A 25,159-nucleotide genomic window follows, 5' to 3' on the forward strand; every position below is an offset into this window, starting at 1 on the left:
AATCTTTTTTTATTCTTTAATGTTTGGATTCCTTTCTGGCACGCTTTGCTCATCACAACACTACCTAAGAGAGCTGGGCGATGAACAAATGGGGCGTAGGGTTAACATTATTGCTGGCATCGACCAGCGTTCTGGCAAAGGATATTCAGTTACTTAACGTATCGTACGATCCAACGCGTGAATTGTACGAGCAGTACAATAAGGCCTTCAGCGCGCACTGGAAGCAGGAAACGGGCGACAACGTTGTGATCCGCCAGTCGCATGGCGGTTCGGGTAAACAGGCGACTTCCGTCATCAACGGTATTGAAGCCGATGTTGTGACGCTGGCACTGGCTTACGACGTGGATGCCATTGCTGAACGTGGCCGTATCGATAAAAACTGGATTAAACGCCTGCCGGATAATTCTGCGCCTTACACCTCCACCATCGTGTTCCTGGTCCGCAAAGGCAATCCCAAACAAATTCATGACTGGAACGATTTAATCAAACCGGGCGTGTCGGTCATTACGCCAAACCCGAAAAGCTCCGGCGGAGCTCGCTGGAACTATCTGGCGGCATGGGGCTATGCCCTGCACCACAACAACAGCGATCAGGCCAAGGCACAAGACTTTGTGAAGGCCCTGTATAAAAACGTTGAGGTACTCGATTCTGGTGCACGTGGTTCAACCAATACCTTCGTTGAACGTGGTATCGGCGATGTGCTGATTGCCTGGGAAAACGAAGCGCTGTTAGCAACGAACGAGCTGGGCAAAGATAAATTCGAGATAGTGACCCCGAGTGAATCTATCCTCGCGGAGCCGACCGTGTCCGTGGTTGATAAAGTGGTGGAAAAGAAAGACACCAAAGCGGTGGCGGAAGCTTACCTGAAGTATCTCTACTCTCCGGAAGGCCAGGAAATTGCGGCGAAAAACTACTATCGTCCACGTGATGCAGAAGTCGCGAAGAAATACGAAAACGCATTTCCGAAGCTGAAGCTGTTCACTATCGACGAAGAGTTTGGCGGCTGGACGAAAGCGCAGAAAGAGCACTTCTCTAACGGCGGTACGTTCGACCAAATCAGTAAACGATAAATAAGTCTGTGATTTACCGACCCGGTGGCCAAGCGCGACCGGGTTTTTTATTTGTCATGGTTTTGCGTTACTCTTGCCCTTCAATGGGATACAGGAAACGCGTAATGAAAAAAGCAGGCTATCTTTTACTGGCGGTGATTGTGGTCGCCGCCGCTGCAGGTATCGGGTACTGGAAATTCACCGGCAACCCGGACGCATTACGCCAGATCGTTCTTCAGCAATGCCTGCCGCACCAGTTGCAGCAGCAGGACCCCGCCCCATGCGCTGAAGTAAAGCCGGATGCCGGATATGTGGTGTTCAAAGACCGTAACGGCCCACTGCAATATCTGTTGATGCCTACCTGGCGGATCAACGGTACGGAAAGTCCGCTGCTGTTGAAATCAGGCACGCCGAACTTTTTCTGGCTGGCCTGGCAGGCGCGTAGCTTTATGAGCCAAAAATACGGCCAGGAAATCCCTGACAAAGCAGTCTCTCTGACCATTAACTCACGTAGCGGGCGTACGCAAAATCACCTGCATATTCATATCTCCTGCCTGCGAACCGATGTCAGAAAGCAGCTGGATGACAACCTGGCGAAAATCAGCACCCGCTGGCTACCATTACCGGGTGGGCTGCGCGGTCATGAATATCTGGCGCGTCGCGTCACGGAAAATGAACTGGCACAACGCAGCCCGTTTATGATGCTGGCGGAAGAGGTGCCGGATGCGCGTGAGCATATGGGCAGCTATGCGTTGGCGATGGTGCGCCAGAGCGACGAATCCTTTGTCCTGCTGGCTACTCAGCGCAATCTGCTGGCTCTGAATCTCGCCTCCGCTGAGGAAATTCAGGATCATCAATGTGATATTCTGCGTTAACCCCACCTAATCTGGCGTTTACTCCGCATGCCTGTCCCCGTATTCTTGTTGAAAAAAACAACAGGAGACAGGCATGTCGCTCTGGCTTACACACCCTCTGTTTATCCCCTCTCTGGTGGTTGGTATCACCATTCTGCTCTGGGCTACGTCGCTGCTGCCGGAGTTTATAACGGCGCTGCTGTTCTTTGCCGTGGCGATGGTCGCCAAAATTGCGCCACCGGATGTGATTTTTGGCGGCTTTGCGTCCTCCGCATTCTGGCTGGTGTTTAGCGGTTTTGTACTGGGTATCGCGATTCGTAAAACGGGGCTGGCGGACAGGGCGGCGAGGGCGCTGTCATCGAGGTTGACTGATTCCTGGCCGTTAATGGTGGCGAGCGTAGTGCTGCTGAGTTACGCGCTGGCATTTGTAATGCCATCCAACATGGGCCGCATTGCGCTGCTGATGCCGATCGTCGCGGCGATGGCGAAACGGGCTGGAATTAACGACGGCACGCGCGCCTGGTATGGTCTGGCACTGGCCGTCGGGTTTGGGACGTTCCAGCTTTCTGCGACGATTTTACCCGCTAACGTACCGAATCTGGTGATGAGCGGCGCGGCGGAAGGCTCTTACGGTATCCACCTCAATTATCTTCCCTATTTGCTGCTGCATACGCCGGTTTTGGGTTGGCTTAAAGGCGCGGTGCTCATTGTGCTTATCTGCTGGTTGTTCCCTGGCAAGCCGCATGAGCCGCGCGATCTCACGCCGCCGGAGCCGATGAGCCGGGATGAAAAACGTCTGGCCTGGATGTTAGCGGTGGTGCTGTTCTTGTGGGTAAGCGAAAGCTGGCACGGCATTGGCCCTGCGTGGACCGGACTGGCTGCGGCAGTTATCACATTGCTACCACGGGTTGGCTTTATCAATGGCGACGAGTTTTCCACTGGGGTCAACATTCGTACCTGTATTTATGTGGCGGGTATTCTGGGGCTGGCGATCACCGTCACGCAAACCGGTATTGGTAGCGCTGTTGGCGAAGCGCTGTTACAGGTGATGCCGCTGGATGCGGAAAAGCCGTTTACCAGTTTCCTCGCGCTGACCGGTATTACCACAGCGCTTAATTTTATTATGACGGCGAACGGTGTTCCGGCGCTGTATACCACGTTGGCGCAAAGTTTTGCCGATGCGACGGGATTCCCGCTGTTGTCGGTGATTATGATCCAGGTGCTGGGTTATTCCACGCCACTGTTGCCGTATCAGGCTTCACCGATTGTAGTGGCGATGGCGCTCGGGAAAGTACCTGCAAGGGCGGGGATGCTGCTGTGTATCGCACTGGCGGCGGCAACGTATTTGATTCTTCTGCCGCTGGATTACGCCTGGTTTACGGTGTTAGGAAAACTGTAGATGTATCAAAATGTTAATTTTATGTTTTGTGAGTGAGTGAATTGTATTATGTGCGGCAATATCGGTTAATGCCCGAGCGCAGATTTGCGCACTGGAAACTCAAGGATTGATTCATGGACAGTTTGACCCCCATCCGCTGTTGGCCTGCCATCATCTCGCTCGTGATTACGCTGACCATCTGGTTTGTTATCCCGTGTCCTCCTGACGTAACCCCGCAAGCGTGGCACCTGCTGGCACTGTTTATTGGTACGATCGCTGCGATTATCGGTAAAGCTATGCCCATTGGCGCAATTGCGATTGTGGCGATTATGCTGGTGGCTATGACTGGCGTTACTAACCCCGGCAAACCCTCCGCGGCGTTGAACGATGCGTTGAGTGGCTTTTCGAACCAGTTAATCTGGCTGATTGGTTTATCCATTATGCTGTCGCAAAGTCTGTTAAAGACTGGCCTGGGAGCGCGTATTGGCTACGGGTTTATTGCGCTATTTGGTAAAAGAACGCTGGGTATTGCGTGGGCATTAACCCTTGCGGAAACGCTAATTGCACCCGTAACGCCAAGCAATACCGCGCGTGGTGGCGGCATTATCCACCCGGTAATGCGGGCGATTGCGGAGAGCCTCGGCTCGCAGCCAGGCCATGCCGAGAATGGCTCAACGGGCCGTTATCTCGCGCTGGTGAACTACAACATTAACCCGATCAGCTCGGCAATGTTCATCACCGCGACCGCACCTAACCCGTTAATCGTCAGCTTTTTGACGAAGGGGACGGATGGCGTGCTGAACATGACCTGGGGAATGTGGGCTATTGCGGCGCTTCTTCCCGCTCTGGTATCACTGGTTGTCATGCCGATTGTAATCTGGTGGCTCTATCCGCCAGCTATCACGCGCACGCCAAATGCGCCGCAGTTCGCGCGGCAAAAACTGGATGCGCTGGGTCCACTATCACTGGCAGAAAAAATCACCCTGGCAGTGTTCATTTTGCTGCTCTGCCTGTGGGCGGGTGTTCCAGCGATGCTGATGGGCAGTGCCTGGAGCGTAAACCCCACTAGCGCCGCGTTAATTGGTTTGTCGATTCTATTGATGGCGGGCGTATTGAGCTGGGATGACATTCTTAAATGCCGCGGGGCATGGGATACGATAGTCTGGTTTGCCGCACTGGTGATGATGGCGGATTTTCTCAGCAAACTGGGGTTGGTGGGATGGCTGGCAACCAGCGTTGGTAGTGCAATCGACCATCTTGGCGTGCACTGGAGTGTTGCAACGCTGCTGTTGATTCTGCTTTACGTCTACTCGCACTACTTTTTCGCCAGCACTACTGCGCATATTACGGCTATGTTCGCTGCGTTCTTCGCCGCAGGATTAGGCCTCGGCGCGCCGCCAGCATTGCTTGGTTTAATGCTCGGTTTCTCCTCCTCCCTGATGATGTCGCTCACGCACTATGGCACGGGTACTGCGCCGATCATCTTTGGTTCGGGCTATGTCACGCTGGCGGAGTGGTGGAAAACGGGCCTGGTGATGAGTGTGGTCAACCTGACCATTTGGGGGGTGACCGGCGCCTTCTGGTGGCACTGGTTGGGATACTGGTAGTTAATACAGCGGGAGGAGTGCTCCTCCCGCCTTAACAACTTAAGCCTGTTTAGCGGCTTCTGCTGCTTTAACGATGACGGCGAAGGCGTCTGCTTTCAGAGAAGCACCACCAACCAGCGCACCGTCGATGTCCGGCTGAGCAAACAGTTCTGCCGCGTTAGCCGCGTTTACAGAACCGCCGTACTGGATGATTACTTGCTCAGCGATTTTCGCGTCAGCTTTAGCAATGTGGTCACGAATAAATTTGTGAACAGCCTGAGCCTGAGCAGGAGTTGCAGATTTACCGGTACCGATAGCCCATACTGGTTCGTAAGCGATAACGACGCCTTCGAATGCTGCCGCGCCCTGAGTTTTCAGAACCGCGTCGATCTGACGTGCACAAACTTCTTCAGTTTTGCCCGCTTCGTTTTCTGCTTCGGTTTCACCGATGCACAGAACTGGAGTCAGACCCTGCTCTTTCAGCACGGCGAATTTTTTAGCGATCAGCTCGTCAGATTCTTTGTGGTAAGTACGACGCTCAGAGTGACCGATAATGATGTACTGTGCGCCAATGTCTTTCAGCATTTCAGCACTTGTTTCACCAGTGAATGCGCCAGACAGGTTCAGGTCAACGTTCTGCGCGCCCAGAATGATGTGGCTACCGGCAGCGGCGTGTTTCGCCAGGTCGATATACATTTCCGGCGGAGCAATCGCTACTGCACAGCCAGCAACGCCAGCCAGTTCTTTACGCAGATTAGCAACCAGTTCGTTTACCATGTGGCGGCTGCCGTTCAGTTTCCAGTTACCCATCACTAAAGGATGTCGCATTTCATTTCTCCACGCTTGTCAGCGAATTAAGGAATATGGCCGCCCGTAAGGGCAGCATGGTCTGTGAAACAGTATAGAGATTCATCCCCCGAAAGGCTTTGCTTTTTGTCATTTCCCCGTCATTCTCCACGTTGCAGGTGCGTTGGCTGTACTCTCTCACCCCAGTCACTTACTGATGTAAGCTCCTGGGGATTCGTTGCGTCGCCGCCTTCCTGAAACGTGAATAATTTAGGGGGGATTCGACCCTTCGAGGTTTTCAGATAGAGCCAGCTTAATCGGTTCAACAGCGAAGGTCAGCCCCTTTTCACCGTTATCTGCCACGACATAGCGAATTGCGCCTTCTGTTTCGGCGTAATAGTGCTTACCTTTGCCTGCGGCGAGCAGTTTTTGTAGCTTTTTCTGGCTCTGTTCCTTCGTCAGTAGCGGTGCGACGGTGCGGATGACGGCGGTCATGTATTCCAGCGCTTTCGCTTTAGCTGCCTTTTGCTCTGGTCCCTGAATTGGTAACCAGGTTATCTGCATGCTTTTGATTTTCAGGGTACCGCGCTCAAGGGCGGAAGACGCATACAGGTTTTCATTGATTTTGCTGGCCGCGCGGGTGAGATTTGCCCGATCGCGACTGCTGTCGATGGCGCGGAACTCATTCAGGATAAGCTTCGGATTCTGTGTATTAAAGTTTTCGCGAAACTGGCTAATCGACAGGTCAAAGGTCGGCGCGCCCGCCAGTAAATAGGGGGCTGTGGTTGCCGTCGATGGCTCTTCCGCCAATGCCGCAGGGCTGGCGGTTAAGGCTGAAAACAATAATAAAAACAGTGTAAATCCGTGCTTCATCAATCGTACCTTTCATTCTCACTGCTCACGATTAAAACGGTAACCGTCGAGCTTGTCAAAAGGGTAAACTGTTCTGGAAGGTAATAATAAAGGAACTTACATGACCATACAGCAGTGGTTATTCTCATTTAAAGGGCGCATCGGGCGCCGTGATTTCTGGATTTGGATTGGCCTATGGATCGTCGGCATGCTGGTTCTGTTTTCGCTGGCGAGCAAACAATTACTCGATATTCAGACCGCGGCTTTTTGTCTGGTGTGTCTGCTATGGCCAACGGCGGCAGTGACGGTAAAACGTCTGCATGACCGTGGGCGTTCTGGAGCGTGGGCGCTGTTGATGATTCTGGCGTGGATGCTGCTGGCCGGAAATTGGGCGATGTTACCCGGCGTCTGGCAATGGGCGGTAGGCCGCTTTGTTCCAACGTTGATTCTGGTCGGTATGCTTATCGATCTGGGTGCGTTCATTGGCACCCAGGACGCAAATAAATATGGTAAGGATACGCAGGACGTAAAGTACAGAGCTGACTCGTAGGCCGGATAAGTGTAAGCGCCATCCGGCAAAATGCCCGGGTGTTTACCGGGCATTGAAACGTTCTTACCAGTAGTGCTCTGCGGTCATATGACCCGGTCGGCGGCGGAGGTGTTTGGTCATCTGCCGGGTGTCCTTCAGCAACTGCTGCGTGTCGCGTACCATCTGCGGGTTTCCGCACAGCATCACATGACAGGTTTCTTTATCCATTGGCAGCCCGACCGCTTTTTCCAGTTCACCGCTTTCAATTAGTGCCGGTACACGCCCGGTCAGCGAATCTGCCACGGTTTCACGACTGACCACCGTCTGGATGCGTAATTTACCTTCGTAGCGCTTTTCCAGCGCCTGCATCAACGGTAGATAGCTCAAATCGGCGGCATAGCGCGCGGCGTGGACCAGCACCAGATTTTTGAAGCGATCCAGGTCTTTGCCTAATTGCAGAATCGACAAATATGGGCCGATAGCCGTGCCGGTTGCCAGCATCCACAGCGTGTCGCAATCGGGGACTTCATCCAGCACGAAGAAACCAGCAGCTTCACTCACCACCTGGACTTCATCGCCAGGCTTCAGTGCTGCCAGACGAGGGCTGAGTTTGCCGTCGGGAACCGTCACCAGATAAAACTCTAAATCGGGGTTATCAGGGGCATTGACGTAAGAATAGGCGCGCTGGACGCGCTCGCCGTCGATCTCAAGGCCAAGCTTGGTGAATTGACCTGCAGTGAAAGGAAGAACCGGAGCTCGCACGGTCAAACTAAACAGGGCATCGGTCCAGTTCTGTACCTTCGTGACTTTGCCTGTTACCCAATCTGCCATGGTTCTCTCCTGTCTGCTTTGATTGCCTTATCTTCGTTCGTTGGACGAAAGATTTCCAGCCCATATGGGCTGGAAGGCTCTATTGATCAAATCAATTACAGGATGTGCGCCTGCACATCGGGATCTTTGCGATCGAGGTAGTGAATCGACTGAATGCGCCGGATCGTACGTGATTTACCGCGGATCAGCAGCGTTTCGGTGGTTGCGATATTACCTTTGCGGCTAATCCCTTCCAGCAAATCGCCTTTGGTGATGCCGGTGGCAGAGAAAATGACGTTGTCGCTACGCGCCATTTCATCGAGGCGCAGCGCTTTGCCCGCTTCAATGCCCATGGCGGCGCAACGAGCCAGTTCCTGTTCGCCAATGCGACGGTTTTCTTCGCTGTCGCCTTTGACGTCATGACGCGCCAGCAAACGGCCCTGCATGTCGCCGTCCAGCGCGCGGATGACGGCGGCAGAAACGACACCTTCAGGTGCGCCGCCAATGCCGTACAGCACGTCAACTTCACTGTCTGGCATGCATGTCAGAATGGAAGCAGCAACGTCACCGTCTGGAATAGCAAAGACGCGCACGCCCAGTTTTTGCATTTCGGCGATCGTTTCATCATGGCGTGGCTTGGCCAGAATGGTGACGGTCAGTTCACTCAGCGGCTTATTGAGTGCAGCGGCAACGTTCTGCAGGTTGGCTTCCAGCGACAGGTTCAGGTCGATAGACCCTTTTGCGCCTGGGCCGACAATCAGCTTTTCCATGTACATGTCTGGCGCGTTCAGGAAGCAGCCTTTATCGCCAACAGCCAGTACGGCCAGCGCGTTTGCCTGACCCATTGCCGTCATGCGTGTGCCTTCGATAGGATCGACGGCGATGTCGACCGCATCACCAAGACCGGTCCCGACTTTCTCACCGATAAACAGCATCGGTGCTTCATCGATCTCACCCTCGCCAATCACGATGGTGCCGTCGATATTGACCTGGTTGAGCATAATACGCATGGCGTTTACCGCCGCGCCGTCAGCGGTATTTTTGTCGCCGCGGCCCAGCCATTTATAGCCAGCCAGCGCGGCCGCTTCGGTCACGCGTGAAAATTCAATGGCAAGTTCTCGTCTCATTGCAAACTCGTAGCTGAAAGGAATGGCGCGAAGTGTAGCACAGGGGAGGGGGCGAGATTATTGATGTGTGTGCGGGGTTGCCCCCGCACGAAGATATTGCCGGATAAGGCACAGTTGCCATCCGGCTATGACGTATTACTCGTCGTGATCTTCCCATGCCATGGCGCGTTTGACCGCTTTTTTCCAGCCGCTGTAACGGAAGTTACGTTCGGTGGTTTCGATGCCTGGGCGGAATTCACGCTCGATGACCGCTTTTTCCTGCAGCTCATCCAGATTCTGCCAGAAGCCTACTGCCAGACCGGCCAGGTATGCCGCACCCAATGCGGTGACTTCGCGGACTTCCGGGCGCTCAACGCGCGTGCCGAGAATGTCGGACTGGAACTGCATCAGGAAGTTATTGGCGACCGCACCGCCATCAACGCGCAGGGCGTGCAGGCGAATACCGGAGTCAGCCTGCATTGCTTCCAGAACATCACGAGTCTGATATGCAATAGACTCAAGCGTGGCACGGATGATGTGGTTGGAGTTTACCCCACGGGTCAGACCAAAGATGGCGCCGCGAGCATACGGGTCCCAGTATGGTGCGCCCAGGCCAGTAAATGCTGGAACGACGTACACGCCGTTGGTGTCTTTCACTTTGGTGGCGAAATATTCGGAGTCGAACGCATCGCTGATGAGTTTCATTTCATCACGCAGCCACTGGATAGATGCGCCAGCCATAAATACCGCACCTTCCAGCGCGTAGTTCACTTCCCCGGTCGGTCCGCAGGCGATGGTGGTCAGCAGTCCGTTTTCGGACTTAACGGCTTTCTCGCCGGTGTTCATCAGCATGAAGCAGCCGGTACCGTAAGTATTTTTCGCCATCCCTTCCTTCACGCACAGCTGGCCAAACAGCGCCGCCTGCTGGTCACCAGCGATACCGGAGATAGGAATACGAATGCCGCCTTTACCACCGATGTTGGTTTGGCCGTACACTTCAGAAGAACGACGTACTTCCGGCAGCATTGCACGCGGAATATCCAGCGCATCCAGCATTGTGTCATCCCAGTCCAAGGAGTGGATGTTGAACAGCATGGTACGTGAGGCGTTGGTGTAATCCGTGACGTGTACACGTCCCTGCGTCATTTTCCAGATAAGCCAGGTATCTACGGTACCGAACAGCAGTTCGCCGCGACGAGCGCGCTCACGTGAGCCTTCTACGTGGTCGAGGATCCACTTCACTTTGGTGCCGGAGAAGTACGGGTCAATGACCAGACCTGTATTATTACGGATGTACTCTTCCATACCGTCGCGCTTGAGCTTTTCGCAGATATCCGCGGTACGACGACACTGCCACACAATCGCGTTATAGATAGGTTTACCGGTTTCGCGTTCCCAGACAATGGTGGTTTCACGCTGGTTGGTAATACCGATCGCTGCAATTTCATCGGAACTGATATCGGCTTTCGCCAGAACTTCTACCAGCGTGGAGCTTTGGGTCGCCCAAATTTCCATCGGGTCATGTTCTACCCAACCTGCTTTCGGGTAAATTTGTTCGAATTCGCGCTGTGAAACGGCAACGATATTCGCATCGTGGTCCATTACGACCGCGCGGGAGCTGGTGGTGCCCTGGTCGAGCGCAACGATATATTTTTTTTCAGTCATAATTTTTTGTCCCGTAGTCACATTACTGCGAAGCTTTTTGTTGAGTGTTGGCCGCAACGTCTTTTTCTTCAATCGCGCAGACATCGCACGGTAAATGACGACCAATCAGTTTGCGATATGCCCATGCGCCCAAAATCGCGCCGGTAATCGGGCCAAACACCGGAACCAGGAAGTAAGGGATATCGCGACCACCCGTGAAGGCAATCTCACCCCATCCGGCCATCCAGGCGAAGAGTTTCGGTCCGAAGTCACGTGCCGGGTTCATCGCAAAACCTGTCAGCGGACCCATGGAAGCACCAATAACGGCAATCAACAAGCCGATCAGCAGTGGTGCCAGCGGACCACGAGGTACACCGTTACCATCGTCGGTCAGAGCCAGAATCAGCCCCATTAGAATAGCGGTAATGACCATTTCAACCGCGAAGGCCTGCACAAAATTGATATGCGGGTTCGGATAGGTGGAGAAAGTACCTGCCAGACCCAGGCTCTCGGTACTGCCGCGTACGATATGGTTAGTTTGTTCGAAATCGAGGAAAAGATTGTAATAAAGCCCGTAAACCAGTGCCGCTGCGCAAAAGGCGCCGGCAATTTGAGAAATAATAAAAGGAACAACTTTGCGTTTATCAAAACAGGCGAACAGCCAGAGTGCGATGGTTACCGCGGGATTCAGGTGTGCACCAGAAACGCCTGCGGTCAGATAGATAGCCATCGCTACCCCCAGACCCCAGATGACACTGATTTCCCACTGACCGAAAGTAGCCCCAGCCACTTTAAGTGCAGCGACACAGCCCACACCGAAGAAAATCAACAACCCGGTACCGAGGAATTCAGCAATGCACTGGCCTTTTAAGGTTGATGTTTGACTCATAATCGGATCCTGAAGAGAGTTTAATGTTTATTGTGTGCGAGAAGGTCACTGACATCCCCGGAGCCGGTAGGCACACTGTTAATTTATCGTTAACGCGCAAAAACGAGAAATATCGAAATTAAAATGTGTGTACTGCATCAACAAAATGAGCGTTTTCGCGCCATTGTGAGGTATTTGTTATACAAAAATAGTGTGAGCTGAATCATTTCACTGATCAACCTGTTAACACTTAAGAGTTATGACAGTAATGTCACCAGGAGAAAGACTAAAAGTGTTGCAAACCGCAATCTGCGCGGGATGCCGCTGGACAGGGATGACGCGGCTTCATACAATCGGTGTTAAGTAGAGTGCGCTCGTTTTTATTAAGGCGTCGCCGGTTATCGGGACGAGGATTTTTATCCATCAACGCCTTGCAATTCAGGAGAGGTATGACGATGTCATTAGAAGTGTTTGAGAAACTGGAAGCAAAAGTACAGCAGGCGATTGATACCATCACGCTGTTGCAGATGGAAATCGAAGAGCTGAAAGAAAAGAACAACTCACTGTCGCAGGAAGTTCAGACTGCACAGCAGCAGCGTGAAGAACTGGAGCGTGAGAACAACAACCTGAAAGAACAGCAGAACGGCTGGCAGGATCGTCTGCATGCCCTGCTGGGTCGTATGGAAGAAGTCTAATCCTCGTCATATTTCACGTTATGGCGGCGTTGGCTGCGTGCGTTCACCCCAGTCACATAGTGGCCTATGCTCCTGGGGATTCACTTACTTGCCGCCTTGCCCTGACGCGAAATCTATAGAGGATTTAGAATGCGGATACCTGTAGGCCGGATAAGGCGTGAGCCGACATCCGGCAATCAGCGACAACGCATAAAAAAAGGCACCTTGCGGTGCCTTTTTGATCACTCGATATCGAGCGGGTCTTCGGAGAGAATTATCCCGGTGTTATCGGCGTACAGGTGGTCGCCGGAGAAGAACGTCACGCCGCCAAAGTTGACGCGCACATCGCTTTCCCCAATGCCTTCACCGGAAGCGCCTACCGGAATTGCGGCAATCGCCTGAATGCCGATATCCAGTTCTTCCAGATCGTCTACCTGGCGTACTGAGCCGTAGATGACCAGACCTTCCCATTCATTCTGTACGGCCAGCCGCGCCAGTTCGGCATCGACCAGCGCACGACGGACAGAACCGCCGCCATCGACCAGCAGAATGCGACCACGGCCGTTTTGTTCGAGCAGATCGTACAGCAACCCGTTGTCCTCGAAACATTTTACCGTGATGATTTGTCCGCCAAACGACGACCGTCCCCCAAAGTTAGAGAACAGCGGTTCCACGACGTTGACATCTTCCTGATAGATGTCACAAAGCTCGGATGTATCGTATTTCATAGGCTTAACGTTCAGTTGCTGCGAGAATTTTTAGTATATCGCGCTATGTGTACTGTTGGCAAAATCATCAATTGTTAATTGATATTTGTCAGTTAAAGAGACCACTGACTTAAGAAAATTCCAACGACAAACAGCAGGTTAGTTAACAATGCCGCTTTTACGGTGCGTTCCAGCATCGGACGCATTGCAGCCGGGTCCATCTCGCGCATTACATAGCGAGCCTGTTTGATCAGCAGCGGAGCGGCGAGGATAAACAGCCATCCCCACAGGCTTTGCAGTGAGAACAGGTTGAACAGTGCCAGACAGACCAGCGTGCCCATCAGCAGACAGGCGTGGTAGCGGCGGGCATTGACAGCACCTAAACGTACGACCAGCGTGTTCTTGCCGTTCTCTCTGTCGCTGTTGATATCGCGCAGGTTGTTGACGTTGAGCACGGCGGTTGCCAGCAGGCCGCAGGCGGTGGCAGGCAGAATCAGCGCTGGAATCAACGTATGCGCCTGCAGATACCAACTTCCCATTACGCTGAGCCAGCCGAAGAATACCAGCACAGAAATATCGCCCAGGCCGATATATCCGTAAGGGCGATTACCCACGGTGTAGGTGATCGCGGCGATAATCGACAGACCGCCGAGCACCAGGAAACCGACAAAATCCGCCAGCGTGTGACAGGCTACAGCAACCAGGGCTAGCCCGGACAGACAGATCAGCACCACGGTGACGATCAGCGCGCGCTTCATCTGCTGTTGGGTGATGACCCCTTTTTGCATACCGCGCAGCGGTCCAATACGGTCGGGTTTGTCGCTGCCTTTAACGGCATCGCCATAGTCGTTAGCGAGATTGGACAGAATTTGCAGCAGTCCTGCCGTAATCAATGCCAGCAGAGCAACCAGCGGATCGAAGTATCCTTGCCACCATGCTAATGCCGTACCGACGATGATCGCCGCGAAGGCGAGCGGTAAGGTCTTAGGTCGTAAACTTTCCAGCCAGGCTTGTGAGCGGCTAATTTGTTGTTGTTCAGTCATATTTAGCGCCAATAAAAATGGGGCTTTATCAGCCCCATCAACAGTGATGAAAATGCATTGAACGCGATTATAGGATAAAACGGCTCAGATCTTCATCTGCGACCAGCGCATCCAGATGTTTGCTCACATATTCGGCATCAATTGTGATGCTTTGGCCGTTCAAATCGCTCGCATCATAGGAAATATCTTCCATCAGACGTTCCAGAACGGTATGCAGACGACGTGCACCGATGTTTTCGGTGGTTTCGTTAACCTGCCAGGCCGCTTCGGCAATGCGTTTAATACCGGATTCAGTGAAGTTGATGTCCACACCTTCAGTCGCCATCAGCGCTTTGTACTGGACGGTGATGGAGGCATTCGGTTCGGTAAGGATACGCTCAAAATCGCTGGTGGTCAGCGCCTGCAGCTCGACACGAATCGGCAGACGACCCTGCAGTTCTGGGATCAGGTCGGACGGTTTGGCTACCTGGAATGCACCAGAAGCGATAAACAGAATGTGATCTGTTTTCACCATGCCGTGCTTGGTGGAGACCGTGCAGCCTTCAACCAGCGGCAGCAGGTCGCGCTGTACGCCTTCACGGGACACGTCCGGGCCGGAGGATTCACCGCGCTTACAGATTTTGTCGATTTCGTCGATAAACACGATCCCGTGCTGCTCAACGGCGTCGATAGCTTCTTGTTTCAGCTCTTCCGGGTTCACCAGTTTGGCTGCTTCTTCTTCAATCAGCAGCTTCATCGCGTCTTTGATTTTCAGCTTACGCGGTTTTTGCTTCTGACCGCCCAAGTTCTGGAACATGGACTGCAGCTGGCTGGTCATCTCTTCCATTCCTGGAGGCGCCATAATTTCAACGCCCATCGGTGCGGCCGCGAGATCGATTTCGATCTCTTTATCATCCAGCTGGCCTTCACGCAGTTTTTTACGGAATGCCTGACGCGCTGCAGAAGGTTCCTGCGGCTGCTCTGACTGCCCCCAGTTATTTTTAGCAGGTGGGATCAGCACGTCGAGAATGCGCTCTTCCGCCATCTCTTCGGCACGGAAGCGGTTTTTCTCGATTGCCTGCACGCGGACCATTTTGATGGCAGCATCGGTCAGATCGCGGATGATGGAATCTACTTCTTTACCAACATAGCCGACTTCGGTGAATTTTGTTGCTTCAACTTTGATGAACGGCGCGTTGGCTAGTTTTGCCAGACGACGGGCGATTTCGGTTTTACCGACGCCGGTCGGGCCAATCATCAGAATGTTTTTCGGCGTGACTTCATGACGCAACTCTTCGTTGAGCTGCATACGACGCCAGCGGTTACGCAGGGCGATCGCCACGGAACGCTTAGCGTTATCCTGGCCGATGATGTGTTTGTTCAGTTCGCTGACAATTTCGCGTGGGGTCATTTCAGACATGGGGGATCCTTACGCTTTGGAGTTCAATTCTTCGATGGTATGGAAGTGGTTGGTATAAATGCAGATATCCCCTGCAATATCCAACGCTTTCTCAGCAATCTCGCGTGCACCAAGCTCGGTATTTTCAAGCAGAGCGCGTGCAGCAGCCTGGGCGTAGGGACCGCCGGAGCCGATGGCAATCAGATCGTTTTCTGGCTGGATGACGTCGCCGTTACCGGTGATTATGAGCGATGCAGTTTCATCTGCGACGGCCAGCAGCGCTTCGAGTTTGCGCAGCATACGGTCGGTACGCCAGTCTTTTGCCAGTTCAACGGCAGCTTTCACCAGGTGACCCTGGTGCATTTCCAGCTTGCGTTCAAACAGTTCAAACAGCGTGAATGCATCCGCAGTACCGCCCGCAAAGCCCGCGATGACTTTATCGTTGTACAGACGGCGGACTTTCTTCACGTTGCCTTTCATTACGGTGTTACCCAGTGTGGCCTGACCATCACCGGCGATTACCACATGGCCGTTACGGCGTACGCTTACTATTGTTGTCACGAGCAGACCCCTTGGTTACAAATGCAATGTACAGGCCCCGCACAGTGTACGGGGCGTAATGCAAGTATAGATGGGGGGGATTTTGGGGGTTTCAACCCCCAGTGGAGAGTCGAATGCAGTTTGTGTGACCAGCAACCTTCAGGCGGCTGATGGTGTTGTCGGCATTCTCTTTGCCTTTGACCGGACCAATGACCACGCGATTCCAGCCGTTATTGGTGGTAATACGCGAGTTGAACCCTTCAAAGGCCAGCTGCGCGCGCACGGTTTCTGCCTGCTCAGCGCCTTTAAATGACCCGCACTGAACCATCCAGCGGCGTTCATCTTTTTTCTCAGCAGTCTGTTTTGGCGGCTGCGTTTCATTCGTTATCGGCGCGGCCGGCTGCGGTTTTGGCTGAGCAGCGGTGGTATGCGCTGGCGTTTGCAGCAGATCCTGATACGGCTGTTGCGCCGCCGGTTTTGGCTGCGCTTTCGGCTGCTGTACCGGCGCGGCTTGTGCTGTACGCGTTTGCTGCTGCTGATACGGCTGTTCTGTTGCCCGTGGACGCGGCTGCTGAGCCTGCTGCTGTGCGTTATTCCACTGCTGCTGTTGCACCTGACGCTGACGCTGCAGCGTTTGCTGGCGTTGTTCAGGCGTTTGCTCGTTCCACGGTACTTCGTTGAGCTGTGTCGGCTGTTGACGCATATCAGCCTGCATTTGCGCCAATAGCTGGCGCTGCTCATTGGTTAGCTGGTCGGCATTCAGCACCTCGCCGCCCGCAGACGGTTCGGTAGGCGCACGTACGCCAGGCTGACGGCTTTCCAGCTCTTTGATGTATCGCCAGCGCTCTTCCGGTTTTGGCGGAATGCCATTACCGGTGACTTTCTGGTTTTGCAGCGTTTCGGACTCTTCTTTCTTGTGATGCGTAATGAAGTACAGACCACCGATAAAGGTCACGAGTACGGCTGCAGCAATAGCAACCATTGCGGGCGATACCGCAGGCGTATTGCGTTGTTTTTTCCGTGATGTGCTCTTCTTGCGCCGCGAAGGTGCCGGTTGGCCGCGACGTACATAATCTCGTTGTGCCACTATCGTTTCGCTGTATTTATTCGTTCGTCAGCCCGCCATGTTACTTAAGCGGCGGGCCTTTGACCAGACAGGGGAGTCCGAAAGCACTTTACTTTACGTCAGTGCCCGGGTAGTACCCCGAATAATAAGCTCGCAGTCCAGTAAACGTGAGCCACTGCTGACGCTCTGCCCTTGTAATTGATCGAGCAGTAACAGCATAGCTTCACGTCCGATATCGAAACGCGGCTGTGCGACGGTTGTCAGGGGTGGATCACAAAATTCCGTGAGCGAAATGTTATCAAAGCCAATAATGGATAAATCATCAGGGACTTTCAGACCCTGACGTTTGGCGTAAGAGAGTGCACCCAGCGCCATGACGTCGCTGTGACAAAAGACAGCGGTAGGCGGCTGCGGTAGTTCAAGGAGCTGCTTCAACGCATTGGCTCCCGCTTCATAGGTAAAGTCACCGCGCGCGATGAAATGCGGATCGACCGTAATTCCGCTGCGGCGTAATGCCTGAACGTAGCCTTGCAGACGGTAATGGCACAGCGGCATATCTTCGGGTCCGGCGATACAACCAATGCGTTTATGCCCCAGTTCCAGCAGATAATTCATCGCGTTAAAGGCGGCGGTGAGGTTATCAATGTGCACGGTAGGGAGTTCCAGCTCTGGCGCGAACTCGTTCGACATGACCATCGGCGGTAAATTGCGCTGTTCTTCCACGCTGGCATCAAACGGCAGGCGCGAGCTGAGCAGTACCATGCCATCGATCTGCTTGGTGATAATGAGGTTAAGAAACGTCTTTTCCTGCTGATTCTGGTGCGCGCAGTCGCCAATAAGCACCAGGTATCCCTGTTCTGCGGCAGTCACTTCGATGCCACGAATCACTTCGCTAAAAAACGGATCGCAGATATCCGGCACAATCACCAGAATGGTACGTGACTCATTACGCTTAACGTTACGTCCCATTGATTGGGGTAGATATCCCACTTCCAGCGCTGCCTGCTCAACCTTGTTACGGGTTGACTGTGAGACTTTGTCCGGGTTCATTAATGCGCGGGATACGGTTGCCGTTGAGACTTTCGCCTTCAGAGCAACATCTTTCATCGTAGCGGCGGCAACCTGCTTATTCGGTTTCACTCTTTCTCCTCGCCAGAGAGCTGCTGGCACAGACTCGTCCCTGGATAACCTTCATCTGAAACATTTTTATCAGATAGTGAATGGAAGCGGTTACAGAATTTTCATAAAAAGTGTGATGGATCTTTAATTTTACGATCCGCCTCGCATCGTGAGGGGTTATCCCTCGATGGGATCGACATCCAGCACCCATTTAACCTTGCGTGCATCGGGTAGCGTATTGATCAGTGCCAGCGTGCCGCTGACGATATGTTGCAGACGAATTCGTGATGGATGTTGCAACAATATTTGCCAACGATAACGACCACCGCGTTTGGGCGCCAGTGCGGGAACCGGGCCGAGCACCCAGAGTTTGTCATCGGCCAACGGGCTGGCTTGAATGAGATTCCGTAGTTGCTGCAAGAACATTGGTGCATGCTGGTTGTTATGATCTTCTGCCCGCACGATCACATGGCTGGTCCACGGTGGAAGCTGGAGCGTTTGTCGCTCGGCCAGCGCCTGTTCGGCAAACGCGTCATAGCCTTTATACAGCAAGGTTTGCAGCAGCGGATGTTCAGGATGGTGCGTTTGCAGCACCACTTCGCCTTGCTTCCCGGCGCGTCCGGCACGGCCAGAGACCTGCGTATAGAGCTGGGCGAAGCGTTCTGCTGACCGGAAATCTGCGGAGAATAGCGCGCCGTCAACGTCCAGCAGCGCCACCAGAGTGACGTCCGGGAAGTGGTGGCCTTTGGCCAGCATTTGCGTGCCTATAAGAATTCGTGCGCCGCCGCGATGCACTTCCGCCAGATGCTGCTCCAGCGACCCTTTACGGCTGGTGGTGTCGCGATCGATACGTGAAATTGGCACACCGGGGAAAAAAGGTGCCAGAGCCTGCTCAAGCTGTTCGGTGCCGAGTCCTACTGGAACCATATGCGTCGAACCGCAGGAGGGGCACTGACGCGGTATTGGGCGCTGGCTGTCACAGTGGTGGCAACGCAGGTGGTGCTGCGCCTGATGTAGCGTGTAGTAGTGATCGCAACGCGGACATTCTGCAATCCAACCACAGTCGTGGCACAGCAGCGCAGGCGCAAAACCACGACGGTTCAAAAACAGGATCACCTGGTTATCCGCCTGCAGGTGCTGACGCATACGGGCGATTAGAGCAGGGGCGAGTCCGGCCTGCACTTGCTGACCTTTGAGATCCAGCACGTGCTGAGTGGCTGGGCGCGCATTTCCGGCGCGGCGCGTCAGGCGTAGCATGCGATATTTGTTCTGCCGCACGTTACACAGCGTTTCCAGTGCCGGGGTGGCTGAGCCGAGAATAATCGGGATTTGCTCGCTATGGGCGCGGTAAACCGCGAGGTCGCGCGCATGATAGCGCCAGCCTTCCTGCTGTTTATAAGAGCTGTCGTGCTCTTCGTCGATGACAATCACACCGAGATTTTTAAACGGCGTAAACAGCGAAGAACGCGTGCCGATAACAATCGCCGCCTCGCCATTTTTTGCTTTCAGCCAGGCTGAAAGACGTTCACTGTCGTTTAAACCGGAGTGCAGGACTTCGACCGGCGCATTGAAACGTTCGCGAAAACGGGCAATAGTTTGCGGCGTCAGGCCAATCTCCGGCACCATCACCAGCGCCTGCTTGCCCTGGGCAAGGACGTTTTCCAGAACGCTGAGATAGACCTCTGTTTTGCCTGATCCCGTTACGCCCGCTAATAGCCAGGCGCTAAAACTGTCTGAGGCGCTGTGAATAGCCCCGACGGCGGTGGCCTGCTCGGTGTTCAGCCGCAGACGCTCACCGGAAACCGCGTAGTGCGTACGCCAGTCGCTAAAGCCTGGTGTTTCGCTCGCCAGATCGCACAGCCCTTTTTTCCGCAGTGCCTGTAATGCGGCATCATTAAATTCCAGTTCAGCCACCTGGTCGCGCCAGATTTTCCCCTGGCGTAGCGCAGCCAGCGCCTGTTGCTGCTTGGGAGAACGCTTCAGGCTGTTGAGGTCAATAACTTGGCCTTCTTCAGTGGCAAACCAGTACCACATGGGCGCGTTTGTCGCCGGGCGTCCCTGGCGCAGTAAAATTGGCAGAGCGTGAAACAGTACGTCACCGATGGGATGATGATAATAATCAGCCGCCCACAACAGCAGACGCCAGACAGAGGTCGAGTAGACCGGTTCGCTGTCCAGCACTTCGAGAACGGCTTTCAATTCGCTCCGCGGCAGTTCACTGTGCTCGCTGACGGAAAGGACGATACCCACGCGCTCCTGCTGCTTGCCAAAGGGCACGCGTACACGACACCCGGCTTTGGCACTCAAGCCTTCCGGCAGGAGGTAGTCAAAGGTGCGAGGTAGCGGAACAGGTAAGGCAACGTGCGCAACGGGCATTGAATCATCCTGACTTGAAATCTGGCGGGTTAGTATACACATTAGTGGAGGGTAGAATGCGGATCAGTTTGCATGAGCAGGTTAATTTCTGTATGATTCGCCGCCTTTGATGCAAATTGATTGCGTCAAACAATGACCATTACCCGAGAGTTTCAGGCTGTTGATGCAGCGTGAAAGGTGACGGGGAATAATTAACATCGCGTGGTGTCTGGCGTTAGGGCTGGAAGAGCGACGCGGCCTTAAACCGAGGTTTTCCCATGAAAAAAGATATTCACCCGAAATACGAAGAAATTACTGCAAACTGCTCTTGCGGTAACGTCATGAAAATCCGCTCTACCGTCGGTCACGATCTGAACCTGGACGTGTGCGGTCAGTGCCACCCGTTCTATACTGGCAAGCAGCGTGATGTTGCTACCGGTGGCCGTGTTGATCGCTTCAACAAGCGTTTCAGCATCCCAGGCAGCAAGTAAGTTTCAGCTGTCAGAAAAAAGCGCCTTATGGCGCTTTTTTTGTTTCTGCGCTTCAGAACTGAAATATATATTGATGTATTGAATAATCTATTTTATTCAATAAATAAAACGGTGTTTTATTTTTTCGATAAAATATCGCAACTGGTGATCTGCGTCCTTTTTATCTTCTGTCTTTTGCCACTTTTACCAGCTCCTGGCAAAATACCAAAGGTTTCTGCTTTCTTTCTAAAATACACTTTCGTGGAAATATAAAATTAATCTAAAAGCCTTTTTGTTTTCCCATTTTATGGACAAACGAGATGGATTATTTCCGTTGTTGAGTGTGAAGAGGGATTGTCATGAAATTTAAATCTGCGTTATTACTGATTCCATTATTCTCTGCGGCCGCACAGGCGGGTTATGTTGATTACCGACATGAATATTATGACGATGGACGTAATTACGATCGTGTGTATATGTCTCACCGTTTTGCCACGGGTTTTGGTGTGGCAGTAGAAGCCATTTCTCGTTCCGAAAACACGCAGTCAAATGATGCGTGGAATAATATGGAAAGTAACGGCAACGAGTATACCGCAAGCTATCAGTTCACCTGGCAGGGTCTTGTCTGGCAGCCCGGCATTGCGATCGAAACGGGCGATAATATCGCGATTTATAAGCCTTATATCCGCGTGCAGTACAACATCAACGACAACTGGTGGACCGCGTTCCGCTATCGTCAGGAGTACATGCGCAGAAATACTGACGGCAAAGATGACCGCATGGTCTATCGTCCGGAAGCCTGGCTTGGTTATAACGTCAATGACTGGATGTTTGAGCTAAATGGTATTTATAAAATTGCCGATAGCGAAGATTTATATAACAACCGGAAAGATGATTATGAATATAACTTCCGCGTGGCGTACAAATTAGGCTCCTGGGTTCCATTTGTTGAGGTTGGCAACGTTTCCTCGGGTTATAACACAACAACGACAGACGATCGTCAGACCCGTTATCGTGTCGGTCTTGGTTATAACTTTTAATCGGTAATAGTTTTCGTATCGGCTGATTACGTCGATAAGCATAGTTTGTTTGAATAATATGTCTAAGGAGTTGACATCATGTCTAATGATGGAACTATTATCGGAAATAATGAAACCACTGCCGTCAGGCCTTTCGGAATTAGAGATAAAATTGGTTATTTATGTGGTGACCTCGGAACCTGTTTTATTCTTGGCTTAGTTAATAGTTTTTTAATGATTTATTACACTAACGTCCTCGGTATTTCCGGCGTTATTGTTGGCTCACTCTATTTTGTGACCAAACTCTTTGATGCGTTCGTTGATGTTGGTGTAGGGCGCTTATGCGATATCTCTAAACTGACGGTACATGGACGTTTCAACCCGTGGGTGCGTCGCATGAAGTATCCATTTTGCATCATTGCGGTTGTCCTGTTCCTGCCGTTTGTGAATGATTTTTCTTATACGGCGAAAATCATCTACATCTGCTGCTCCTATTTCATTTACGGTTCGCTGTTATCTACCGTGAGTATTCCGTACGGTGCTATGTCTGCGGCGATTAGCTCGAATCCTGAAGATCGTGTATCGCTTTCAACCTGGCGTAGCGTTGGGTCAGCAATTGGCGGTGGGGCAACTGGCTTTTTCATTCCAATCCTGATGTACACCACCCTGGTGGATGGAAGCCAGGTGATTTCCGGGCAACACTTCTTCTGGATTTCCATTGGTTGCGCAGTGCTGGGCTTGATCTTTTTATCCTTGACCTGTCATTTAACGACGGAGCGCGTGCGCGTGGAGAGAAAAGAGAGCATGCCCGTTTCGGTGTTGCTGAAGGGACTGGCACGCAATAAGGCGCTGATTGTTTTAGTGGTTGTGGATTTGCTGATTGTAATTAATCAGGGGTTGTCCGGTACCAACATGACTTACCTGTTTAATGACTATTTCCACAATAAAGAGGCGATGTCAGTCGCGTTTCTGTTTACCTTTGGTTCCCTGGTTCTGCTGGCGCCATCGGCATCCTGGCTCACGAAGCGGTTTGGTAAAAAAGAAGCCAGTGTAGGCGCGTTGCTTTTTGCCGTGGTCATGTATGTGATTATGTACTTTGTCCACATTACGGATGCAAAGGTCTATCTGGTTTTCTTGTTCCTGGCGACGCTGGGTGCAGGGTTATTCAACCTGATGATTTGGGCGTTTATGACTGATGTTTGTGACTACCATCAGTATGTCACTGGCGATCGCGAGGATGGCACGGTTTATGGTGTGAACTTCTTTGCGCGCAAGGTTGGTCAGGCATGCGCAGGGGCGATTGGTGGCTTTATGTTGGCTATCATTGGCTATCAATCATCGTCAACAGGTGGTGCAGTGCAAACCAGCATTGTGCAGGAAAATATTTATACGATGGCGAATCTCTTGCCGGCGCTATGCCTGTTTTTGGCGGCGGTCATTCTGATTTATTTCTATCCATTGAACCGTACGGAAACGCTCAAAATGGAAGAAACATTGAATAAACTCAATGGTATTAGTAAGTAACACAGTGAGAAAAGGCGGGAGCATTCCCGCCTCTACACGCCCATTGCCGTTCTAACTATCAGTATTCCCACGTTTCCGGGTTGATACCCAGTTCGCGCATGATTACCTTTGCTTCTTCCGGGATTTCATCACTGCGTTCTTTACGCAGGTCGTCATCGTTGGGTAAGGGTTGCCCAGTAAAAGCATGCAGAAACGCTTCACACAGCAGTTCGCTGTTGGTGGCGTGGCGCAGGTTGTTCACCTGACGACGCGTGCGTTCATCGGTAAGGATTTTTAACACCTTCAGAGGAATGGAAACCGTAATTTTTTTGACTTGCTCACTCTTCTTACCGTGCTCAGCGTATGGGCTGATATATTCGCCGCTCCATTCAGCCATGAGATACCTAATCCTCTTCGTCATTAATATTGAGGCCAGAACCTGAGCCCGGACCATAATTGCGCGTAGTTTATCGTAGTGGCGTGGCCCTGACACGAAGTAAGCCGACGCAGATGTACGCTAATGCATATAATTTTAACGGCTATTTCCAGTTTGCTCAATCTATACGCAAAGAAGTTTAGATGTCCAGATGTATTGACGGCTATCGTAACTATGATTACTCTGGTGTCTGACTTTTCACCGACTCAGCCAGGATCTCCTCAATATGACGCGTAAACAGGCCACCATCGCAGTGCGTAGCGGGTTAAATGACGACGAACAGTACGGTTGCGTTGTCCCGCCGATTCACCTCTCCAGCACCTATAACTTTACCGGATTTAATGAACCTCGCGCCCATGACTATTCGCGTCGCGGCAACCCAACGCGCGATGTTGTTCAGCGTGCGCTGGCGGAACTGGAAGGCGGTGCAGGTGCTGTGCTGACCAATACTGGCATGTCGGCGATTCATTTGGTGACCACGGTCTTCCTCAAGCCAGGCGATCTGCTGGTCGCACCGCATGACTGCTACGGCGGGAGCTACCGACTGTTTGACAGTCTGGCAAAACGTGGCTGTTACCGCGTCCTGTTTGTCGATCAAGGTGATGAGCAGGCATTGCAGGCCGCATTGGCGGAAAAACCGAAACTGGTGCTGGTAGAAAGCCCAAGCAACCCGCTGCTGCGCGTGGTGGATATTGCGAAAATCTGTCAGCTGGCGCGTGAAGCTGGCGCGGTCAGCGTGGTCGACAACACTTTTTTAAGCCCGGCACTGCAAAATCCACTGGCATTGGGCGCCGATCTGGTGTTGCATTCATGCACGAAATATTTAAACGGTCACTCAGATGTGGTGGCTGGTGTTGTGATAGCGAAAGATCCGGAAACGGTCACTGAACTGGCATGGTGGGCGAATAATATTGGTGTGACCGGCGGCGCGTTTGATAGTTATCTGCTGTTGCGCGGCCTGCGTACTCTGTCTCCTCGAATGGAGGTGGCGCAACGTAATGCTCAGGCGATAGTCGATTATCTGCAAACTCAGCCGCTGGTGAAAAAATTGTATCACCCGTCATTGCCGGATAATCAGGGCCATGAGATTGCCGCGCGTCAGCAAAAAGGCTTTGGCGCGATGTTAAGTTTTGAACTGGATGGTGATGAGCAAACGCTGCGCCGCTTCCTCGGAGGGTTGTCATTGTTTACGCTGGCGGAATCGTTAGGGGGCGTTGAAAGTCTGATCTCCCACGCCGCAACCATGACACACGCGGGCATGGCGCCAGAAGCGCGTGCTGCCGCCGGAATTTCCGAAACGCTGCTGCGTATCTCCACCGGTATTGAAGATGGCGAAGATTTAATTGCCGACCTGGAAAATGGCTTCCGGGCTGCAAACAAGGGGTAA

General features: G+C 52.7%; 24 protein-coding genes. 10 read left to right on the forward strand and 14 right to left on the reverse strand.

What is annotated here, in order from left to right; genetic code table 11:
• Positions 1 to 80 precede the first annotated feature (80 nt).
• The 4 genes from sbp (at position 81) to ACHHZ7_RS17255 (ending at position 4,888) form a co-directional block, all read left to right on the forward strand.
• The gene (gene sbp, locus ACHHZ7_RS17240) at positions 81 to 1,070 is read left to right on the forward strand and encodes a sulfate/thiosulfate ABC transporter substrate-binding protein Sbp (protein ID WP_060683054.1); all 990 of its coding nucleotides are present in this window, start codon (positions 81 to 83) and stop codon (positions 1,068 to 1,070) included.
• A gap of 104 nt (positions 1,071 to 1,174) precedes the next feature.
• Entirely contained in the window at positions 1,175 to 1,924 is a 750-nt protein-coding gene (locus ACHHZ7_RS17245; RefSeq protein ID WP_020996109.1) for a CDP-diacylglycerol diphosphatase, read from the forward strand.
• Between the two features lie 73 nt (positions 1,925 to 1,997).
• On the forward strand, positions 1,998 to 3,302 hold the full coding sequence (locus ACHHZ7_RS17250; RefSeq protein ID WP_060683055.1) for an SLC13 family permease: 1,305 nt from the start codon (positions 1,998 to 2,000) through the stop codon (positions 3,300 to 3,302).
• Positions 3,303 to 3,415: 113 nt separating this feature from the next.
• Complete coding sequence (locus ACHHZ7_RS17255; protein ID WP_003825206.1) at positions 3,416 to 4,888, forward strand: DASS family sodium-coupled anion symporter; 1,473 nt, start codon at positions 3,416 to 3,418, stop codon at positions 4,886 to 4,888.
• Positions 4,889 to 4,927: 39 nt separating this feature from the next.
• Here the strand turns inward: ACHHZ7_RS17255 and tpiA are convergent, their stop codons facing one another.
• Both tpiA and ACHHZ7_RS17265 read right to left on the reverse strand, forming a co-directional pair.
• Complete coding sequence (tpiA, locus tag ACHHZ7_RS17260) at positions 4,928 to 5,695, reverse strand: triose-phosphate isomerase (protein ID WP_003028783.1); 768 nt, start codon at positions 5,693 to 5,695, stop codon at positions 4,928 to 4,930.
• Between the two features lie 228 nt (positions 5,696 to 5,923).
• The gene (locus ACHHZ7_RS17265) at positions 5,924 to 6,526 is read right to left on the reverse strand and encodes a YiiQ family protein (protein WP_008787027.1); all 603 of its coding nucleotides are present in this window, start codon (positions 6,524 to 6,526) and stop codon (positions 5,924 to 5,926) included.
• A gap of 100 nt (positions 6,527 to 6,626) precedes the next feature.
• Here ACHHZ7_RS17265 and ACHHZ7_RS17270 point away from each other — a divergent pair, with 100 nt between their 5' ends.
• Entirely contained in the window at positions 6,627 to 7,055 is a 429-nt protein-coding gene (locus ACHHZ7_RS17270; RefSeq protein WP_008787028.1) for a DUF805 domain-containing protein, read from the forward strand.
• A 63-nt stretch (positions 7,056 to 7,118) separates the two neighbouring features.
• On the opposite strand, the gene fpr is transcribed toward ACHHZ7_RS17270, so the two are convergent.
• From fpr to ACHHZ7_RS17290, 4 genes are all read right to left on the reverse strand, one after another.
• Positions 7,119 to 7,865, reverse strand: coding sequence for a ferredoxin--NADP(+) reductase (gene fpr / locus ACHHZ7_RS17275; protein ID WP_008787029.1), 747 nt, complete (start codon positions 7,863 to 7,865; stop codon positions 7,119 to 7,121).
• A gap of 95 nt (positions 7,866 to 7,960) precedes the next feature.
• Positions 7,961 to 8,971, reverse strand: a complete 1,011-nt coding sequence (gene glpX, locus ACHHZ7_RS17280) for a class II fructose-bisphosphatase (RefSeq protein WP_008787030.1) — start codon at positions 8,969 to 8,971, stop codon at positions 7,961 to 7,963.
• 135 nt (positions 8,972 to 9,106) lie between these two features.
• Positions 9,107 to 10,615, reverse strand: a complete 1,509-nt coding sequence (glpK, locus tag ACHHZ7_RS17285; RefSeq protein WP_003028792.1) for a glycerol kinase GlpK — start codon at positions 10,613 to 10,615, stop codon at positions 9,107 to 9,109.
• A gap of 22 nt (positions 10,616 to 10,637) precedes the next feature.
• A complete protein-coding gene (locus tag ACHHZ7_RS17290; protein WP_008787032.1) occupies positions 10,638 to 11,483 on the reverse strand; it encodes an MIP/aquaporin family protein in 846 nt (281 codons plus the stop codon).
• Positions 11,484 to 11,911: 428 nt separating this feature from the next.
• On the opposite strand from ACHHZ7_RS17290, the gene zapB reads away from it, so the two are divergent.
• On the forward strand, positions 11,912 to 12,157 hold the full coding sequence (gene zapB, locus ACHHZ7_RS17295) for a septal ring assembly protein ZapB (protein ID WP_088732415.1): 246 nt from the start codon (positions 11,912 to 11,914) through the stop codon (positions 12,155 to 12,157).
• A gap of 221 nt (positions 12,158 to 12,378) precedes the next feature.
• On the opposite strand, the gene rraA is transcribed toward zapB, so the two are convergent.
• The 7 genes from rraA to priA form a co-directional block, all read right to left on the reverse strand.
• Positions 12,379 to 12,864 carry a ribonuclease E activity regulator RraA gene (rraA, locus tag ACHHZ7_RS17300; protein WP_008787034.1) on the reverse strand — a complete coding sequence of 162 codons (486 nt, stop codon included), beginning with the start codon at positions 12,862 to 12,864 and terminating at the stop codon, positions 12,379 to 12,381.
• Positions 12,865 to 12,956: 92 nt separating this feature from the next.
• The gene (menA, locus tag ACHHZ7_RS17305) at positions 12,957 to 13,886 is read right to left on the reverse strand and encodes a 1,4-dihydroxy-2-naphthoate polyprenyltransferase (RefSeq protein ID WP_003825185.1); all 930 of its coding nucleotides are present in this window, start codon (positions 13,884 to 13,886) and stop codon (positions 12,957 to 12,959) included.
• A gap of 67 nt (positions 13,887 to 13,953) precedes the next feature.
• On the reverse strand, positions 13,954 to 15,285 hold the full coding sequence (gene hslU / locus ACHHZ7_RS17310) for an HslU--HslV peptidase ATPase subunit (RefSeq protein ID WP_003028803.1): 1,332 nt from the start codon (positions 15,283 to 15,285) through the stop codon (positions 13,954 to 13,956).
• A gap of 9 nt (positions 15,286 to 15,294) precedes the next feature.
• A complete protein-coding gene (gene hslV, locus ACHHZ7_RS17315) occupies positions 15,295 to 15,825 on the reverse strand; it encodes an ATP-dependent protease subunit HslV (RefSeq protein WP_003028805.1) in 531 nt (176 codons plus the stop codon).
• A 91-nt stretch (positions 15,826 to 15,916) separates the two neighbouring features.
• Positions 15,917 to 16,891, reverse strand: coding sequence for a cell division protein FtsN (ftsN, locus tag ACHHZ7_RS17320; RefSeq protein WP_071845252.1), 975 nt, complete (start codon positions 16,889 to 16,891; stop codon positions 15,917 to 15,919).
• A gap of 93 nt (positions 16,892 to 16,984) precedes the next feature.
• Positions 16,985 to 18,010, reverse strand: a complete 1,026-nt coding sequence (cytR, locus tag ACHHZ7_RS17325) for a DNA-binding transcriptional regulator CytR (RefSeq protein ID WP_003825179.1) — start codon at positions 18,008 to 18,010, stop codon at positions 16,985 to 16,987.
• Between the two features lie 156 nt (positions 18,011 to 18,166).
• Positions 18,167 to 20,365 (reverse strand): primosomal protein N', encoded by a 2,199-nt coding sequence (gene priA / locus ACHHZ7_RS17330; RefSeq protein ID WP_048215183.1) that lies wholly within the window; start codon positions 20,363 to 20,365, stop codon positions 18,167 to 18,169.
• Positions 20,366 to 20,622: 257 nt separating this feature from the next.
• Here priA and rpmE point away from each other — a divergent pair, with 257 nt between their 5' ends.
• The 3 genes from rpmE to ACHHZ7_RS17345 all read left to right on the forward strand — a co-directional run bounded on the left by rpmE (position 20,623) and on the right by ACHHZ7_RS17345 (position 23,357).
• Positions 20,623 to 20,835, forward strand: coding sequence for a 50S ribosomal protein L31 (gene rpmE / locus ACHHZ7_RS17335; RefSeq protein WP_008787040.1), 213 nt, complete (start codon positions 20,623 to 20,625; stop codon positions 20,833 to 20,835).
• Between the two features lie 338 nt (positions 20,836 to 21,173).
• Positions 21,174 to 21,854: an oligogalacturonate-specific porin KdgM family protein gene (locus ACHHZ7_RS17340; RefSeq protein ID WP_003825173.1), complete on the forward strand. Its 681-nt coding sequence runs from the start codon at positions 21,174 to 21,176 to the stop codon at positions 21,852 to 21,854.
• A gap of 78 nt (positions 21,855 to 21,932) precedes the next feature.
• Positions 21,933 to 23,357, forward strand: coding sequence for an MFS transporter (locus tag ACHHZ7_RS17345; protein WP_060683058.1), 1,425 nt, complete (start codon positions 21,933 to 21,935; stop codon positions 23,355 to 23,357).
• A gap of 58 nt (positions 23,358 to 23,415) precedes the next feature.
• Here ACHHZ7_RS17345 and metJ read toward each other — a convergent pair whose 3' ends face one another.
• Complete coding sequence (gene metJ, locus ACHHZ7_RS17350) at positions 23,416 to 23,733, reverse strand: met regulon transcriptional regulator MetJ (protein ID WP_003825168.1); 318 nt, start codon at positions 23,731 to 23,733, stop codon at positions 23,416 to 23,418.
• A 265-nt stretch (positions 23,734 to 23,998) separates the two neighbouring features.
• Between metJ and metB the strand changes: the two genes are divergently transcribed.
• Positions 23,999 to 25,159, forward strand: coding sequence for a cystathionine gamma-synthase (metB, locus tag ACHHZ7_RS17355; RefSeq protein ID WP_003028818.1), 1,161 nt, complete (start codon positions 23,999 to 24,001; stop codon positions 25,157 to 25,159).

The organism is Citrobacter freundii complex sp. 2024EL-00216, assembly GCF_043945515.1.
GTDB lineage: Bacteria > Pseudomonadota > Gammaproteobacteria > Enterobacterales > Enterobacteriaceae > Citrobacter > Citrobacter portucalensis.

Coding starts and splice junctions, on each gene's coding strand:
- priA (WP_048215183.1), bottom strand. CDS start 20,365: ATGCCCGTTGCGCACGTTGCCTTACCTGTTCCGCTACCTCGCACCTTT.
- ACHHZ7_RS17345 (WP_060683058.1), top strand. CDS start 21,933: ATGTCTAATGATGGAACTATTATCGGAAATAATGAAACCACTGCCGTC.
- metJ (WP_003825168.1), bottom strand. CDS start 23,733: ATGGCTGAATGGAGCGGCGAATATATCAGCCCATACGCTGAGCACGGT.
- metB (WP_003028818.1), top strand. CDS start 23,999: ATGACGCGTAAACAGGCCACCATCGCAGTGCGTAGCGGGTTAAATGAC.
- rraA (WP_008787034.1), bottom strand. CDS start 12,864: ATGAAATACGATACATCCGAGCTTTGTGACATCTATCAGGAAGATGTC.
- ACHHZ7_RS17270 (WP_008787028.1), top strand. CDS start 6,627: ATGACCATACAGCAGTGGTTATTCTCATTTAAAGGGCGCATCGGGCGC.
- sbp (WP_060683054.1), top strand. CDS start 81: ATGAACAAATGGGGCGTAGGGTTAACATTATTGCTGGCATCGACCAGC.
- menA (WP_003825185.1), bottom strand. CDS start 13,886: ATGACTGAACAACAACAAATTAGCCGCTCACAAGCCTGGCTGGAAAGT.
- tpiA (WP_003028783.1), bottom strand. CDS start 5,695: ATGCGACATCCTTTAGTGATGGGTAACTGGAAACTGAACGGCAGCCGC.
- glpX (WP_008787030.1), bottom strand. CDS start 8,971: ATGAGACGAGAACTTGCCATTGAATTTTCACGCGTGACCGAAGCGGCC.
- hslU (WP_003028803.1), bottom strand. CDS start 15,285: ATGTCTGAAATGACCCCACGCGAAATTGTCAGCGAACTGAACAAACAC.
- ACHHZ7_RS17265 (WP_008787027.1), bottom strand. CDS start 6,526: ATGAAGCACGGATTTACACTGTTTTTATTATTGTTTTCAGCCTTAACC.
- ACHHZ7_RS17290 (WP_008787032.1), bottom strand. CDS start 11,483: ATGAGTCAAACATCAACCTTAAAAGGCCAGTGCATTGCTGAATTCCTC.
- ACHHZ7_RS17340 (WP_003825173.1), top strand. CDS start 21,174: ATGAAATTTAAATCTGCGTTATTACTGATTCCATTATTCTCTGCGGCC.
- fpr (WP_008787029.1), bottom strand. CDS start 7,865: ATGGCAGATTGGGTAACAGGCAAAGTCACGAAGGTACAGAACTGGACC.
- ACHHZ7_RS17255 (WP_003825206.1), top strand. CDS start 3,416: ATGGACAGTTTGACCCCCATCCGCTGTTGGCCTGCCATCATCTCGCTC.
- ACHHZ7_RS17250 (WP_060683055.1), top strand. CDS start 1,998: ATGTCGCTCTGGCTTACACACCCTCTGTTTATCCCCTCTCTGGTGGTT.
- rpmE (WP_008787040.1), top strand. CDS start 20,623: ATGAAAAAAGATATTCACCCGAAATACGAAGAAATTACTGCAAACTGC.
- glpK (WP_003028792.1), bottom strand. CDS start 10,615: ATGACTGAAAAAAAATATATCGTTGCGCTCGACCAGGGCACCACCAGC.
- ACHHZ7_RS17245 (WP_020996109.1), top strand. CDS start 1,175: ATGAAAAAAGCAGGCTATCTTTTACTGGCGGTGATTGTGGTCGCCGCC.
- zapB (WP_088732415.1), top strand. CDS start 11,912: ATGACGATGTCATTAGAAGTGTTTGAGAAACTGGAAGCAAAAGTACAG.